At 67.7% G+C, this 13,478-nt stretch carries 12 protein-coding genes; 2 read left to right on the top strand and 10 right to left on the bottom strand.

What is annotated here, in order from left to right; genetic code table 11:
- The coding region (locus AOZ53_RS03395; RefSeq protein WP_054486841.1) for a TadE/TadG family type IV pilus assembly protein at positions 1 to 751 on the top strand (751 nt) is incomplete at its 5' end.
- An 81-nt stretch (positions 752 to 832) separates the two neighbouring features.
- On the opposite strand, the gene ftsB is transcribed toward AOZ53_RS03395, so the two are convergent.
- The 4 genes from ftsB to AOZ53_RS03375 form a co-directional block, all read right to left on the bottom strand.
- Entirely contained in the window at positions 833 to 1,279 is a 447-nt protein-coding gene (gene ftsB / locus AOZ53_RS03390; RefSeq protein WP_054486839.1) for a cell division protein FtsB, read from the bottom strand.
- A 64-nt stretch (positions 1,280 to 1,343) separates the two neighbouring features.
- Positions 1,344 to 2,630, bottom strand: a complete 1,287-nt coding sequence (gene eno, locus AOZ53_RS03385; RefSeq protein ID WP_054429546.1) for a phosphopyruvate hydratase — start codon at positions 2,628 to 2,630, stop codon at positions 1,344 to 1,346.
- Positions 2,631 to 2,634: 4 nt separating this feature from the next.
- Positions 2,635 to 2,919 carry a DUF1330 domain-containing protein gene (locus AOZ53_RS03380; RefSeq protein ID WP_054429547.1) on the bottom strand — a complete coding sequence of 95 codons (285 nt, stop codon included), beginning with the start codon at positions 2,917 to 2,919 and terminating at the stop codon, positions 2,635 to 2,637.
- A gap of 227 nt (positions 2,920 to 3,146) precedes the next feature.
- Complete coding sequence (locus AOZ53_RS03375; RefSeq protein ID WP_054429548.1) at positions 3,147 to 4,799, bottom strand: CTP synthase; 1,653 nt, start codon at positions 4,797 to 4,799, stop codon at positions 3,147 to 3,149.
- A gap of 192 nt (positions 4,800 to 4,991) precedes the next feature.
- Between AOZ53_RS03375 and AOZ53_RS03370 the strand changes: the two genes are divergently transcribed.
- The gene (locus tag AOZ53_RS03370) at positions 4,992 to 5,999 is read left to right on the top strand and encodes a hypothetical protein (RefSeq protein WP_054486837.1); all 1,008 of its coding nucleotides are present in this window, start codon (positions 4,992 to 4,994) and stop codon (positions 5,997 to 5,999) included.
- 77 nt (positions 6,000 to 6,076) lie between these two features.
- Here the strand turns inward: AOZ53_RS03370 and AOZ53_RS03365 are convergent, their stop codons facing one another.
- The 6 genes from AOZ53_RS03365 to gsiB all read right to left on the bottom strand — a co-directional run bounded on the left by AOZ53_RS03365 (position 6,077) and on the right by gsiB (position 13,451).
- Positions 6,077 to 7,867, bottom strand: a complete 1,791-nt coding sequence (locus AOZ53_RS03365) for an aminopeptidase P family protein (protein WP_054479679.1) — start codon at positions 7,865 to 7,867, stop codon at positions 6,077 to 6,079.
- Positions 7,868 to 7,875: 8 nt separating this feature from the next.
- Complete coding sequence (locus tag AOZ53_RS03360; protein ID WP_054486835.1) at positions 7,876 to 8,694, bottom strand: M55 family metallopeptidase; 819 nt, start codon at positions 8,692 to 8,694, stop codon at positions 7,876 to 7,878.
- Between the two features lie 20 nt (positions 8,695 to 8,714).
- On the bottom strand, positions 8,715 to 9,809 hold the full coding sequence (locus AOZ53_RS03355) for a DmpA family aminopeptidase (protein WP_082385488.1): 1,095 nt from the start codon (positions 9,807 to 9,809) through the stop codon (positions 8,715 to 8,717).
- A gap of 169 nt (positions 9,810 to 9,978) precedes the next feature.
- Entirely contained in the window at positions 9,979 to 10,881 is a 903-nt protein-coding gene (gene gsiD, locus AOZ53_RS03350) for a glutathione ABC transporter permease GsiD (RefSeq protein ID WP_054429553.1), read from the bottom strand.
- A gap of 7 nt (positions 10,882 to 10,888) precedes the next feature.
- Positions 10,889 to 11,809: a glutathione ABC transporter permease GsiC gene (gene gsiC, locus AOZ53_RS03345; RefSeq protein WP_049072229.1), complete on the bottom strand. Its 921-nt coding sequence runs from the start codon at positions 11,807 to 11,809 to the stop codon at positions 10,889 to 10,891.
- 88 nt (positions 11,810 to 11,897) lie between these two features.
- The gene (gene gsiB / locus AOZ53_RS03340; protein ID WP_054429554.1) at positions 11,898 to 13,451 is read right to left on the bottom strand and encodes a glutathione ABC transporter substrate-binding protein GsiB; all 1,554 of its coding nucleotides are present in this window, start codon (positions 13,449 to 13,451) and stop codon (positions 11,898 to 11,900) included.
- Between the last annotated feature and the right edge of the window lie 27 nt (positions 13,452 to 13,478).

Below are 13,478 nucleotides of genomic sequence, written 5' to 3'. Positions count from 1 at the left end.
CATGACCGCCTTTTTTGTCGCCTCGCGCTTTTCCGCCACGCGCCCGTCCCAGCGCGGCGCCGCCGCCCTCGAATTCACCCTGGCCGCCGTCCTGGTGCTGCTGCTGGCGCTGGGCACGGTCGAGGCCGTCCGCTGGCAGCTGACCCGCCAGATCGTCCACCTGGCCCTGTTGCAGGCGGCCCGCGCCGGCGCCACCGCCCACGCCGATCCGGTCCGCATCCGCTCGGCGTTCCAGCAGGCCCTGCTGCCGCTGCACGCCGGCGGCGGCGGCCAAGCCGGCGCCCGCCGCCGCCAGGCCAACGCCCAGGCGCGCATCGCCGCGCGGGTGGGCGCGCCCGCCTGGCGCATCGAGATCCTGCGGCCCGACGCCCAGGCCTTCCGCGATCATGCGCGGCCGGGGCTGCGCACCGACGCGCCCGCCGGCCTGCCGGCCATCGACAACGCCTACCAGGCGCTGCAATACGCGCGCCGGCCCGATCTGCCGGACAGCCGCAGCATCTTCCTGGCCAATACGCTCAGGCTGCGGCTGACCTATCTGTACCGTCCCCTGTTGCCGCCCCTGCGCGCGCTGCTGGCGGGGCTGGCCGGCGCCGACGGCAGCTACGCGAACGCAGCCAGGGCGAGCGGCCTGGCGCCGATCGGCATGGAACTCGACATGGAAATGCACAGCCATCCCGTGGACTGGCGCGGCGGCCAACCGTATCCGCCCGGCATGGTGGCCGGGGCGTGCCGCGGCCTCCACTGCCCGTGAACGGACGAGGTGGCGCGGACATCAGCGCTCGAATATGACGGGGCCGTTGGCGGGTCCGGGCATGGCCCGGACGCGTGGCGATCAGCGTTGGGGAGTGGCGGCGCCGTTGGCCGGCCGGGCATTGGCCGGCCGCGTGGCGGAAGTCGCGGCCGGAGCCGGCCTGGCGGGCGTGGCCGGCGCGCTGGCGCGCACCGGGGTCGCCGGACGGCTGGCGGCCTCGGTGGCCAGCGATGCGCCGCCGGCGGGCGGCTGGGTGTTCTGCGGCAGGATATGCACGAAGACCTCGCCGTCGCGCATCATGCCCAGTTCGCCGCGGGCCCGTTCCTCGATGGCGCCGGAGCCGTTTTCCAGGTCGCGGACTTCGGCTTCCAGGGCCGCGTTGCGCGCGCGCAGGCCTTCGTTGGTCTCGCGCTGCGCCGCCACCTGGCGTTGCAGGTCCCAGACCTTGAACCAGCCACCCTTACCCAGCCAGAGCGGGTATTGGATCAGCCCTACCAGCACGAACAGCACCAGGAACAACAGGCGCATACGCAGGAACCCTCAGCAGTCGTGGCGCGAAGAAGGCCGCGGCGCGCGCCGCGGCCCGCTTACATTAACGCAAGTTGTAGAAGGCTTCCAGACCGGGGTACGACGCGACTTCGGCCAGCTCTTCCTCGATGCGCAGCAGCTGGTTGTACTTGGCCATGCGGTCCGAACGCGACAGCGAGCCGGTCTTGATCTGCATGGCGTTGGTGGCCACGGCGATGTCGGCGATGGTCGAATCCTCGGTTTCGCCCGAACGGTGCGAGACGACGGCGGTGTAGCCCGCGCGCTTGGCCATTTCGATGGCGGCGAAGGTTTCGGTCAGGGTGCCGATCTGGTTGATCTTGATGAGGATCGAGTTGGCGACGCCCTTCTGGATGCCTTCGCGCAGGATCTTGGTGTTGGTGACGAACAGGTCGTCGCCCACCAGCTGCACCTTCTTGCCGAGCTGGTCGGTCAGCAGCTTCCAGCCTTCCCAGTCGTTTTCGGCCATGCCGTCTTCGATCGAGATGATCGGGTACTTGTCGCACCAGGTGGCCAGCAGGTTGGTGAATTCCTGCGAGGACAGCGAGATGCCGCCTTCGCCGGCCAGGGTGTACTTGCCGTCGCGGTAGAACTCGGAGCTGGCGCAGTCCAGGCCCAGGGCGATCTGCGTGCCCGGCTCGTAGCCGGCTTCGGTGATGGCCTTCAGGATCAGCTGGATCGCGGCTTCGTGGCTGGGTACGTTGGGGGCGAAACCGCCTTCGTCGCCCACCGCGGTGGACATGCCCTGGCCGTGGATCAGCTTCTTGAGCATGTGGAAGACTTCGGCGCCCCAGCGCAGGGCTTCACGGAAGCTGCCCGCGCCCACCGGCAGGATCATCAGTTCCTGCAGGTCGAGGGTGTTGTTGGCGTGCGCGCCGCCGTTGATGACGTTCATCATCGGCACGGGCATGCTCATGGGGCCGCTGCCGCCGAAGTAGCGGTACAGCGACAGGCCGGATTCGTCGGCGGCGGCGCGGGCCACGGCCATCGAGGCGGCCAGGATGGCGTTGGCGCCCAGGCGTTCCTTGGACTCGGTGCCGTCCAGCTCGATCAGGGTGCGATCGACGAAGGTCTGCTCCTGGGCGTCCAGGCCCATCAGGGCTTCCGAGATCTCGGTATTGAGGTTCTCGACGGCGCGCAGCACGCCCTTGCCGAGGTAGCGGCCCTTGTCGCCGTCGCGCAGCTCGATGGCTTCGCGGGCGCCGGTGGACGCGCCCGACGGCACGGCCGCGCGGCCCATGGCGCCGGATTCCAGCAACACGTCACATTCGACGGTCGGGTTGCCGCGCGAATCCAGAATCTCGCGGCCGATGATATCGACGATTGCACTCATGACTTTACATTCCCTGAACGATAAACATATTCATCACGGCCGCGCCTTCGCGGGCATTGCGGGCGCGTCGGTACTGCCAGGAGTCGTAGAAGGCCTGGGCCGCGGCCAGGGAGGGAAACTCCATGACGACGGTGCGGCCGGGCTCACGCCCCTCGAGGTGCCGGGATTCGCCGCCGCGCACCAGGATCTTGGCATCGTACGCGCGCATGGCGAGCGTGGACAGACGCTTGTAATCCTCGTACTGTGCGGGCTTGGTCACTGTGACGTCGGCGATGAGGTAGGCACTCATGGGGTTCCTTCAGAGCAGTTGCGTTGATGGGGTCGCGGCGCCGGACCGCATGACTCGGGCAGTGTCTCGCAACACGGCCAGGCCGTGCCTGTCCGATGCTAAGTGGTTGTATCCGAAAGCAGCGCCGTGGCCCGGGGCCACGGCGCATTGTCCGCCAGGAGCGAAGGCGGGAACAAGACCGGCGGCCCGGGCGGCGCAAAAGCGCGGCTCGGTGCCGCCGACCCCCATTACGCCCCCTGGCCGCGGCGAGCCTTCTGCTCGATGGCGGCGCGGATGTAGCTGGAGAACAGCGGATGGCCGTCACGCGGGGTGGACGTGAACTCCGGGTGGAACTGGACGCCGACGAACCAGGGGTGGTCGGGCAGTTCCATCATTTCCGGCAGGTTCTCGGTCGGCGTGCGCGCGCTGATCACCATGCCGGCCTCTTCCAGGCGCGGCACGTAGACGTTGTTGACTTCGTAGCGGTGGCGATGGCGCTCGTTGACTTCGTCGCCGTAGATCGACTGGGCGCGGGTGCCGGACTTGATCGGCACGCGCTGCGCGCCCTTGCGCATGGTGCCGCCCAGGTCGGACGAGTTGTCGCGCTTCTCGACCTTGCCTTCGCGGTCCATCCATTCGGTGATCAGGGCCACCACGGGATGCGGCGCCGACGGATCGAACTCGGTGCTGTTGGCGCCGCCCAGGCCGGCCACGTGGCGCGCGAATTCGATCACGGCCAGTTGCATGCCCAGGCAGATGCCCAGGTACGGCACGCCGTTTTCACGGGCGTAGCGGATCGCGGCGATCTTGCCCTCGGTGCCGCGCTTGCCGAAGCCGCCCGGAACCAGGATGGCGTCCAGGTGCTTGAGCTGCTCGGTGCCGCGCGTTTCGATGTCTTCGGAATCGATGTACTCGATATTGATCTTCGAGCGCGTGTGGATGCCGGCGTGCACCAGGGCTTCGGTCAGCGACTTGTACGACTCGGTCAGGTCGACGTACTTGCCGACCATGCCAATGGTCAGCTGGTGCTCGGGGTGTTCGAGCGCGTAGACCAGGTTGTCCCACATGGACAGGTCGGCCGGCGGCGGGGTCAGGCCCAGCGCTTCGCAGACGATGTTGTCCACGCCCTGCTTGTGCAGCATGGCCGGGATCTTGTAGATCGAGTCGGCGTCCCACACCGAGATGACGGCATCCAGGGGGACGTTGGAGAACATCGAGATCTTGGCGCGCTCGTCGTCCGGGATGGGACGGTCGGCGCGGCACAGCAGCGCGTTCGGGTAGATGCCGATTTCGCGCAGCTTCTGCACCGAGTGCTGGGTCGGCTTGGTCTTGAGCTCGCCGGCGGACGCGATGAACGGCACCAGCGTCAGGTGCACGAAGGCGGCGTTGTTGCGGCCCATGCGCAGGCTCATCTGACGCGCGGCTTCCAGGAAGGGCAGCGATTCGATGTCGCCCACGGTGCCGCCGATCTCGACGATGGCGACGTCGGTGTTGCCGTTCCAGGCGGCGTCAGCGCCACGGGCGATGAAGTCCTGGATCTCGTTGGTGATGTGCGGAATGACCTGGACGGTCTTGCCCAGGTAGTCGCCCCGGCGCTCCTTGCGCAGCACCGATTCGTAGATCTGCCCGGTGGTGAAGTTGTTCACCTTGTGCATGCGGGCTGAGACGAAACGCTCGTAGTGGCCCAGGTCCAGGTCGGTTTCCGCGCCGTCTTCCGTGACGAACACTTCACCGTGCTGGAACGGGCTCATGGTGCCCGGATCGACGTTGATGTAGGGGTCGAGCTTGAGCATGGTGACTTGCAGACCACGCGACTCGAGGATGGCGGCAAGCGACGCAGCGGCGATGCCCTTGCCCAGGGAAGACACCACTCCGCCGGTGACAAATACGTATTTGGTCATCGTAATAAGCGCCCGGGACGAGCGGGCGCGTGCGGGAAATTTGGATTATAGCCGGGAGGCGGAACTTGTCTGGGTTTTCCCCTAGCGGCCAGGCGTAACATTTGGCTGCACTCGCGCGCAAGACCGAAATGCCGTGACGGCGGCCATCATGCTATGGTCGTCCCCGATTTTCTCGTCCCGAGGCCCCTGCCGATGAACCTTCCGACCGCACACCCGAACGCGCTGGCCAGGCGCCTGACCACCGCCGCCGTCGGCCTGCAGCTGCTGGGCGCCATCCTGGTTCAGCTCTACCTGGTAAGCGCCGGACCGCTGGCCGCGCTGACGCGCGAGGCGTTTGCCCGGCCCGACATGGTGGCGAGCACGGTAGTGAACATCGTCGCCGGCTGCATCCTGGTCGGCCTGACCACCTGGGGCGCCACGCAGCGCTGGCTGCGCCGGCACAACGCGGGCGACGTCGACCGCCCGGGCCGGATGGTGGCCGTGCTGCTGGCGGTCTCGCTGGTGCTGTTCGTTCTGATCTCGACCGGGCTGGCGTTGCTGCAGCACGGTTTCTACACGCTCATCTTCAAGCACAAGGAATGGGTGAACCAGGCCTTCGGCTATTACGGCGCCCGCCGCATGCTCCTGATGGCCCTGCCGCCCAAGCTGTGCGCCATCCTGCTCACCATCCTGGGCAGCTGGCTGGCGGTGCGCATCGCGGCCTGGAGCGTCACGCCCGTCGCCGCCGCGCAGGCGCCGTCCCTGCAGCGGCGCCACGCCGCGTGGATCGCCGCGCTGACGCTGCTGCTGTGGCAATTGCATGTCGCGCTGGTGATCGGCCTGTACTTCATGACCTATGCGGGATCGGCCGGCATGCTGGAACACGCGATCGGCTACTGGATCGTGCCCGCGTTGCTGCTGGCGCTGGCTGCATGGGTCTGCCTGCGCAGCCTGCCGCCAGTGCTGGGCGTAGCCGGCATGGGCCGCGCCATCGCCCACGGCACCTTCGCCTTCTGGCTGACCCAGGTGCTTGGAATCGGCCTGGCGCTTTTGATCATCTGGTCAATGACCTGGAGCCAGCTGATGCGCACGGCCGCGTCGTACACGACCTCGGTGGTGTCGGTGCTGATCTACAGCGTGCTGCTGGCGCTGAGCTGCTACCTAGGCGCCCGGCTGTTCTACCGCCGCCGCGCGACGCCGCCGGAGAGCGCGTCGGCCTGAGCGTGAGCGCCGCGCGATGGCGCGCATGCCATGAAAAAAGGCCCCTCGGGGCCTTTTTTCATGGTCGGAAACGACGATCAGATGGCCGCCGTGCGACGCTCCAGCCAGGCCAGGGCCTCGCCTTCCACCAGCGGCGACAGGCGCTCGAACACGGTCTTGTGATAGTCGTTGAGCCACGCGGTTTCGTCGGCACGCAACAGCGACGGCTCGATGCAGCGCGTGTCGATCGGGCACAGCGTCAGCGTCTCGAAGCACAGGAACTCGCCCAGTTCGGACGTCAGCCAGGCGCGGTTGGCCACCAGGTTCTCGATGCGCACGCCCCAGCGGCCCGGGCGGTAGATGCCCGGTTCGTTGGAGGTGATCATGCCCGGCTCCATCGCCGTGTGCGGGCCGGGAGCCGCGCGATAGGAGATGACCTGCGGGCCTTCGTGCACGTTCAGGAAATAGCCCACGCCGTGGCCGGTGCCGTGGCCGTATTCCGCGCCGCCTTCCCAGATCGGGGCGCGCGCGATGGCGTCCAGCATCGGCGACGGCGTGCCGCGCGGGAACGAGGCGCGCGACAGCGCGATCATGCCCTTGAGCACCAGCGTGAAGTCGACCTTCTGGTCGGCGCTGGGCGTGCCCACCGCGACCACGCGGGTGATGTCGGTGGTGCCGCCCAGGTACTGGCCGCCGGAGTCGATCAGCAGCAGGCCGTCGCCTTCGATGGTGGCGTGCGACTCGGCCGTCGCGCGGTAGTGCGGCATGGCGCCGTTGGCGTTGAAGCCGGCGATGGTGGCGAAGCTGGGGCAGACGTAGTCCGGGCGGCGCGCGCGGGCGGCGGTGATCTGCTCGTCGATGGTCAGCTCGGTGATGCGCTCGTTGCCCAGCGCGCCTTCGAACCAGGCGAAGAACTCGCACAGGGCGGCGCCATCCTGCGCCATCGCGTGGCGCACGTTGGCCAGTTCGGCGTCGGTCTTGCGCGACTTGATCAGGGTGGACGGGTTGATCGCCTCGACGCGCGGCACGGCCGGATCCATCGCGTGGAACACGCCGCAGGTGACGCGGGCCGGATCGATCAGCAGCTTCTGGTCCAGTTCGAGCGAGGCCAGCGCGTCGGCGGCCTGGGCGTAATCGGCCACCTCGACGCCATCGGCGGCCAGCGTGGCGCGCAGGGCGGCGTCGATCTTGCCGTCGGCCACGAACAGGGTGGCGTGGTCCGGGCCGATCAGCGCGTGGCCGACGAACACCGGGTTGTAGTCGACGTCGGCGCCGCGCAGGTTGAAGAGCCAGGCGATGTCGTCGAGCGTGCTGACGAAATGCACGTCGGCGCCGTGGGCGCGCATGGCGGCGCGCACCTGGGCCAGCTTGTCGGCGCGCGCGACACAGGCCTGCGGCGCCACGTGTTCGTAGATCGCGGCCTGCGGCAGGCCGGCGCGGTCGGTCCAGATATCGTCCAGCAGGTCGGCGCGGATCTCCAGCGTGGCGCCGGACGTGGCGGCGGCCACCGACAGCGCGCGGAACGCGGCCAGGCCCAGCACCTGTCCATCGACGCCGATGACGTCGCCGGCGCGGGTGTTGGCGGCCAGCCAGTCCACATGGCCCGGCGTGGTGGCGACGGCGATCTTCATCAGCTGCACGCCGGTGCCGGCCAGTTGCGCCTCGGCCTGCACCCAGTAGCGGCTGTCGACCCACAGGCCGGCGAAATCAGCGGTCACCACCAGCGTGCCCACCGAACCCGTGAAGCCCGACAGCCAGCGCCGGCCCTGCCAGCGCGCCGGCAGGTATTCGGACAGGTGCGGATCCGAGGACGGCACGATATAGGCGGACAGGCCGCGGCGGCGCATGGCCTGCCGCAGTTGGGCAATACGGGTGTCGGTGCTGGACATGGGTTTCCTTAGCGCAACATGAAGGACATCGCGGCCAGGCTGTTCAGGGTGCGAACGGCGGCCTGCATGCTGTCGGTGGTGAACCGCAGCGTCACGCCGTCCACGCGCTCCAGCGTGGGCCACATGCAGAACAGGTCGGCCAGGGCCGACGACTGCGTCTGCAACCGGCATTCTATAGGGGCGGGGATGCGGAAAGGAACCGCCTTCTTCAGGTTGCGCACGGCGGTCTCCGCGGCGGCGGCGATCGCGCGGCGCGAGGCCGCCGGCGACAGCGTCACGCCGCTGCCCTGGCCGTGGGCGACCTTGGTCTGCACCCACTGCGCGCCGGGGAACAGGTCGGTGGTCTCGGCGATGAACACGTCGTCGCCGGTGGCCAGGATGACGGGCACGCCCATTTCACCGGCCAGCGCGCCGTACAGGCCGGCCTCGCCCAGCTCCATGCCATTGATGAAGACGCGCGAGAAGGCGAAGCTGTTGATGGTGTGCGCGAGAATGCCGCGACCCTGCGAGCGCGAGTGATAGCCGATCATGAAGACCGCGTCGCAGCCCTCTTCCAGGCCGCCCATCATGCCCAGGTAGCGCGGCTTGCCCAGCACCAGGCGGGCGCGTTCGTCCAGGCCGTCCGGCAGCAGGTTGCGGAAACCGCCGTGCGAATCGTTGACCAGGATCTCTTCGGCGCCGCCGGCGATGGCGCCCTGCACGGCCGCGTTGGCCTCGGCGGTCATCCAGGCGCGGGCGCGTTCGTATTCGCCGTTGCCTGCGCGCACTTGTTCGGCGTGGAAGACGCCGGCGACGCCTTCGATATCGGTGGAAATCAGGATTTTCATGGGGTGTGCCTTGGTGGGATTCAGAATTCGGTGTCCGCCAGCCATTGGCGCCAGTCGGGCGCGGCGTCGCGGAGGGCGGCGCGGTGATGGCCATCGCGGCCCCGCACGCTTTCGGCCTGCCACAGCGCGGCGATGATGGCCTGCTCGCAGGCCTCGGCGGCCGCCTCGAACAGCGGATCGATGCGGGTTTCGTGCAGCATGGCCAGCGCCGGCATCGGCTGTTCGGCCTGTTGCGGCACGGTGTACGCGGTGGAGAACGCCAGCGCGATGTCGCCGCTGCCATGGCCGAACACCGAGCCGGTGCGGGCCAGGCCGGCGCCGGCGCGCAGCGACAGGCGGCGCAACTGGCGCGCGTCGAGCGGCGCGTCGGTCGCCACCAGCAGGATGATGGAGCCCTTCTCCGGCACGATGGCGGCATTCTCGCCCGCCTGCGCCAGGCCGCGGTCCAATTGATCCGCCAGCCGCCGGCCGAAGGGCCGGCCGGCCACGGTCAGATTGGGCAGGCGGCCGAAATTGGCCAGCACCAGCGCGCCGACGGTGTAGCGCAGGCCCGGCTGGATCGATGCCAGGCGCGAGGCCGAGCCGATGCCGCCCTTGAAGGAAAAGCACGACATGCCGCGGCCGGCGCCGACCGCGCCCTGCGCCATGCGCTTGTCCGCGGCGGCCAGCGCCTGGGCGTAGTGCGACTCCTGCACCGCCATGGCCTGGATGTCGTTCAGGTAGCCGTCGTTGCACTCGAACACCAGCGGATTGACCGTCGACATGCCGCGGCCGATCTCGGGCGTGGCCGCCACCGCCGAACGGATCTGGGCGTTGGCCACGGTGCCCACGCCGAAGGTGTTGGTCAGCGCGATCGGCGTTTCCAGCACGCCCAGTTCCTGCACCTGGACCAGGCCGGTGCTCTTGCCGAAGCCGTTCAGCACCGTGGCGGCCGCCGGCACCTTGTCCAGGAACAGATTGCCGCCGTGCGGCCGCACCACGGTCACGCCGGTCTGCCGCGCGCCGTCGTCCAGCGTGCAGTGGCCGACGCTGATGTCGCCCACGTCGCAGATCGAATCGAGCGGGCCGGCCTCCAGCTTGCCGATGCGGGGTTGGTCCAACGCTTGTTTGTCCATGCTTGTCGCTGCGTGTCGCCACGCTCCAGAATGCAAAATGCCGCCGTCCTGCGTGGCCGTGGCGCGCGCCGCGAGGCGGGCGCCCGGACGCGGGCGGCGGCAAGGGATCCGATGCCGCGCGCCGAGCCCCGAGGGGCGGCCGGCGCGGTGGCCATCATCCGCTTGGCGGTTACTTGCGATCGATCTTGGGATCGAGCGCGTCGCGCAGGCCGTCGCCCAGCAGGTTGAACGCCAGCACGGTCAGGAAGATCGCCAGCGCCGGGAAGATCGCCACGTGCGGGGCGATCACCATGTCGGCGCGCGCCTCGTTCAGCATCGCGCCCCACTCCGGCGTGGGGGGCGAGGCGCCCATGCCCAGGAACGACAGGCTGGCCGCGGTGATGATCGAGGTGCCGATACGCATCGTGCCGTACACCACGATCGGCGAGATCGTGCCGGGCAGGATGTGGCGCATGATGATGGTCCAGTCGGACGCGCCCACGCTCTTGACCGCCTCGACGTAGGTCATCTGCTTGATCGATAGCGTGTTGCCGCGCACCAGGCGGGCGAACGCCGGCACGCTGAACACGGCCACGGCCACGATCACGTTGACCATGCTCGAGCCCAGGATCGCGACCACGCCAATCGCCAGCAGCATGCCGGGGAACGCCAGCAGCACGTCGGAGACGCGCATCGTGATGCGCTCCCACCAGCCTTCGTAGTAGCCCGCCATCAGGCCCATGAAGGTGCCGACGACGGCGCCCATGGCGACGGACAGGAAGCCGGCGGCCAGCGAGATGCGCGCGCCCATGATGATGCGGCTGAAGATGTCGCGGCCCAGCGAGTCCACGCCCAGCCAGTGCGTCCACGAGGGACCGGCATTGAGGGCGTCGTAGTCGAAGAAGTTCTCCGGGTCGAACGGCACGATCCAGGGGGCCAGGATCGCCACCACGACCAGCAGCAGGACGAAGAGGCCGGCGCCCACGGCCAGCTTCTGCTTCTTGAACTTGCGCCAGAACTCGGTGGCGGGCGTGCGCACGTCGTTCTTGGGCACGGCGGTGGCGACGGTTGCGGCGGGTGTCGTATTGCTCATGGCCGCCTCACTTGTAACGGATGCTGGGATTGATGACGCCGTAGAGCACGTCGACAATCAGGTTGATCAGGATGAATTCGAACGAGAACAGCAGCACCAGGCCCTGGATCACCGGGTAGTCGCGCTGGGTCACGGCATCGACCAGCAGGCGGCCGAGGCCGGGCCAGTTGAACACCGTCTCGACCACGATCGAGCCGCCCAGCAGGAAGCCGAACTGCAGGCCCATCATGGTGACGACCGGAATCAGCGCGTTGCGCAGCGCGTGCTTGATGACCACGCGGCGCTCGCTCAGGCCCTTGGCGCGGGCGGTGCGCACGAAGTCTTCCTGCACCACTTCGACGAAGGAAGCGCGGGTGAAGCGCGCCATCACCGCGGCCACGGCCGCGCCCAGCGTGATGGACGGAAGTATGTAGTGTTTCCAGCTGGAGGCGCCCACGGTCGGCAGCCAGCCCAGGTTCACGGAGAAGATCTGCATCAGCATCATGCCCAGCGCGAACGCGGGGAACGAGATGCCGGACACCGCCAGCGTCATGCCCAGGCGATCGGGCCAGCGGTTGCGCCAGACGGCGGACACGATCCCGATGATCATGCCGAAGGTGACGGACCAGGCCATACTGGCGATCGTCAGCCACATGGTGGGCATGAAGCGATCGGCGATTTCGGTCGAGACGGGACGCTTGGTACGCAGCGAGGTACCCAGGTCGCCTTGCAGCATGTGGCTGAAGTAGCGCACGAACTGCTGCGGCAGGGGCAGATCCAGGCCCAGTTCCTTGCGCACCAGTTCGACGGTCTGCTGGTCGGCCTCCTGGCCCGCGGCCAGTCGCGCCGGGTCGCCCGGAAGCATGTGCACAAACAGGAACACGACCACGGCCACCAGCAGCAGCGTGGGGATCATGCCCAAAAGACGTTTGACGATGTAGGTCAGCATTGAAATTCCTGCAACATCGGCGGGGACACCGCGTCCCCGCCGTATGTGGCCTTGCAAGGGCCTTGCGGCCCCGAGAGTTACCGCCGGATTACTGCTTCAGTTCGATGTCGCCGAACCAGAACGAGGTGTCCGGTTCCACGTACACGCCCGACAGGTTCTTCGACTTGACGTACAGGTTGTTCTGGGTCACCAGGAAGGCCCACGGGGCGTCCTTCCAGATGGTTTCCTGAACGGTCTTGTAGATCTCGGTCTTCTTGGCGCGGTCGGTCGTCGCCAGGGCTTGCTGGATGCCGTCGTCAACCGACTTGTTCGAGTAGTACGACACGTTGTTGAGCACCGGCGGGAACGCGGCGGTGGTCAGCAGCGGACGCAGGCCCCAGTCGGCTTCGCCGGTCGAGGACGACCAGCCGGCGTAGTACATGCGGACCTTGGCGTCTTCAGGCTTCTGCACCTGTTGCACGCGCTGCACGCGCTGGCCCGATTCCAGCACTTCGACCGACACCTTGATGCCGACTTGCGCCAGTTGCTGCTGCAGGAACTGCACCACCTTCACCGAGGTGCCGTCGTTGTAGGCGGACCAGAGCTGGCTTTCGAAGCCATTGGGGTAGCCGGCTTCGGCCAGCAGGGCCTTGGCCTTCTTGATGTCGTACGGCCACGGGCCGGTCTTGTGGGCGAAGTCCACGCCGGTCGGCACGACGCCGTCGACGACGGTGGCGTAGCCCGAGAAAGCGACCTTGGCCAGGGCTTCCTTGTTGATGGCGTAGTTGATGGCTTCACGCACCTTGACGTTGTCGAACGGCTTTTGCTGCACGTTCATCGACAGGTAGCGGGCCATGATCGAGTTCTTGTGGTCGACCACGTCCAGCTTGTCGTTCTTGGCCAGCACGGCGGCCTGCTCGAACGGCACCGGGAAAGCGAACTGCGCTTCGCCCGTCTGCACCACGGCGGCGCGGGTGTTGTTGTCGGTGACGGTGCGGAACGTCAGGGTGTCGACCTTGGGGTAGCCCTTCTTCCAGTAGCCGTCGAACTTCTTGACCTTCAGGTATTCGGCCGGTTTCCATTCGACGAATTCGAACGGGCCGGTGCCGACCGGGTGGAAGCCGATTTCCTTGCCGTACTTGGCCAGGGCGGCCGGCGAGATCATCATGGCGGCCGGGTGGGCCAGCGCGTTGATGAAGGCCGAGAACGGCTTCTTCAGCGTGATCTTGACGGTCAGCGGGTCGATCACTTCGATCTTCTCGATGACGCTGAACTGGATGTAGCGCGACAGGCGGTTTTCCGGGTTGGCCGGACGGTCGAAGTTGATCTTGACGGCTTCGGCGTTGAACGGGGTGCCGTCATGGAACTTAACGCCATCGCGCAGCTTGAAGGTGTACACCAGGCCGTCTTCGCTGACGGTGTAGTCGGTGGCCAGGACCTTCTGGACCTTCAGGTCCTTGTCGAACTCGAACAGGCCTTCGTAGTAGGCCTTGCCGGCCGCCTGGTTCAGCGTGCTGTTGGTGTTGTACGGATCGAGCGTTTCCAGCGCGATGGAGACGGCAAACGTCACGTCCTTGGCAGCATGCGCCAGCGGCGAGGTGAGCACGCCGAAGGCCACCGCGGCGGCGGCCATCAGCTTGGTGGGGCGCAGAACTTTCATCATTGCAACTCCTGGTTCCGTGAGGAATTA

Source organism: Achromobacter sp. 2789STDY5608621, from assembly GCF_001299375.1.
GTDB classification, from domain to species: Bacteria; Pseudomonadota; Gammaproteobacteria; order Burkholderiales; family Burkholderiaceae_B; genus Achromobacter; species Achromobacter insuavis.
The sequence above is the reverse complement of the archived record's forward strand: the minus strand, read 5'-3'. Positions and strand labels throughout refer to the sequence as shown.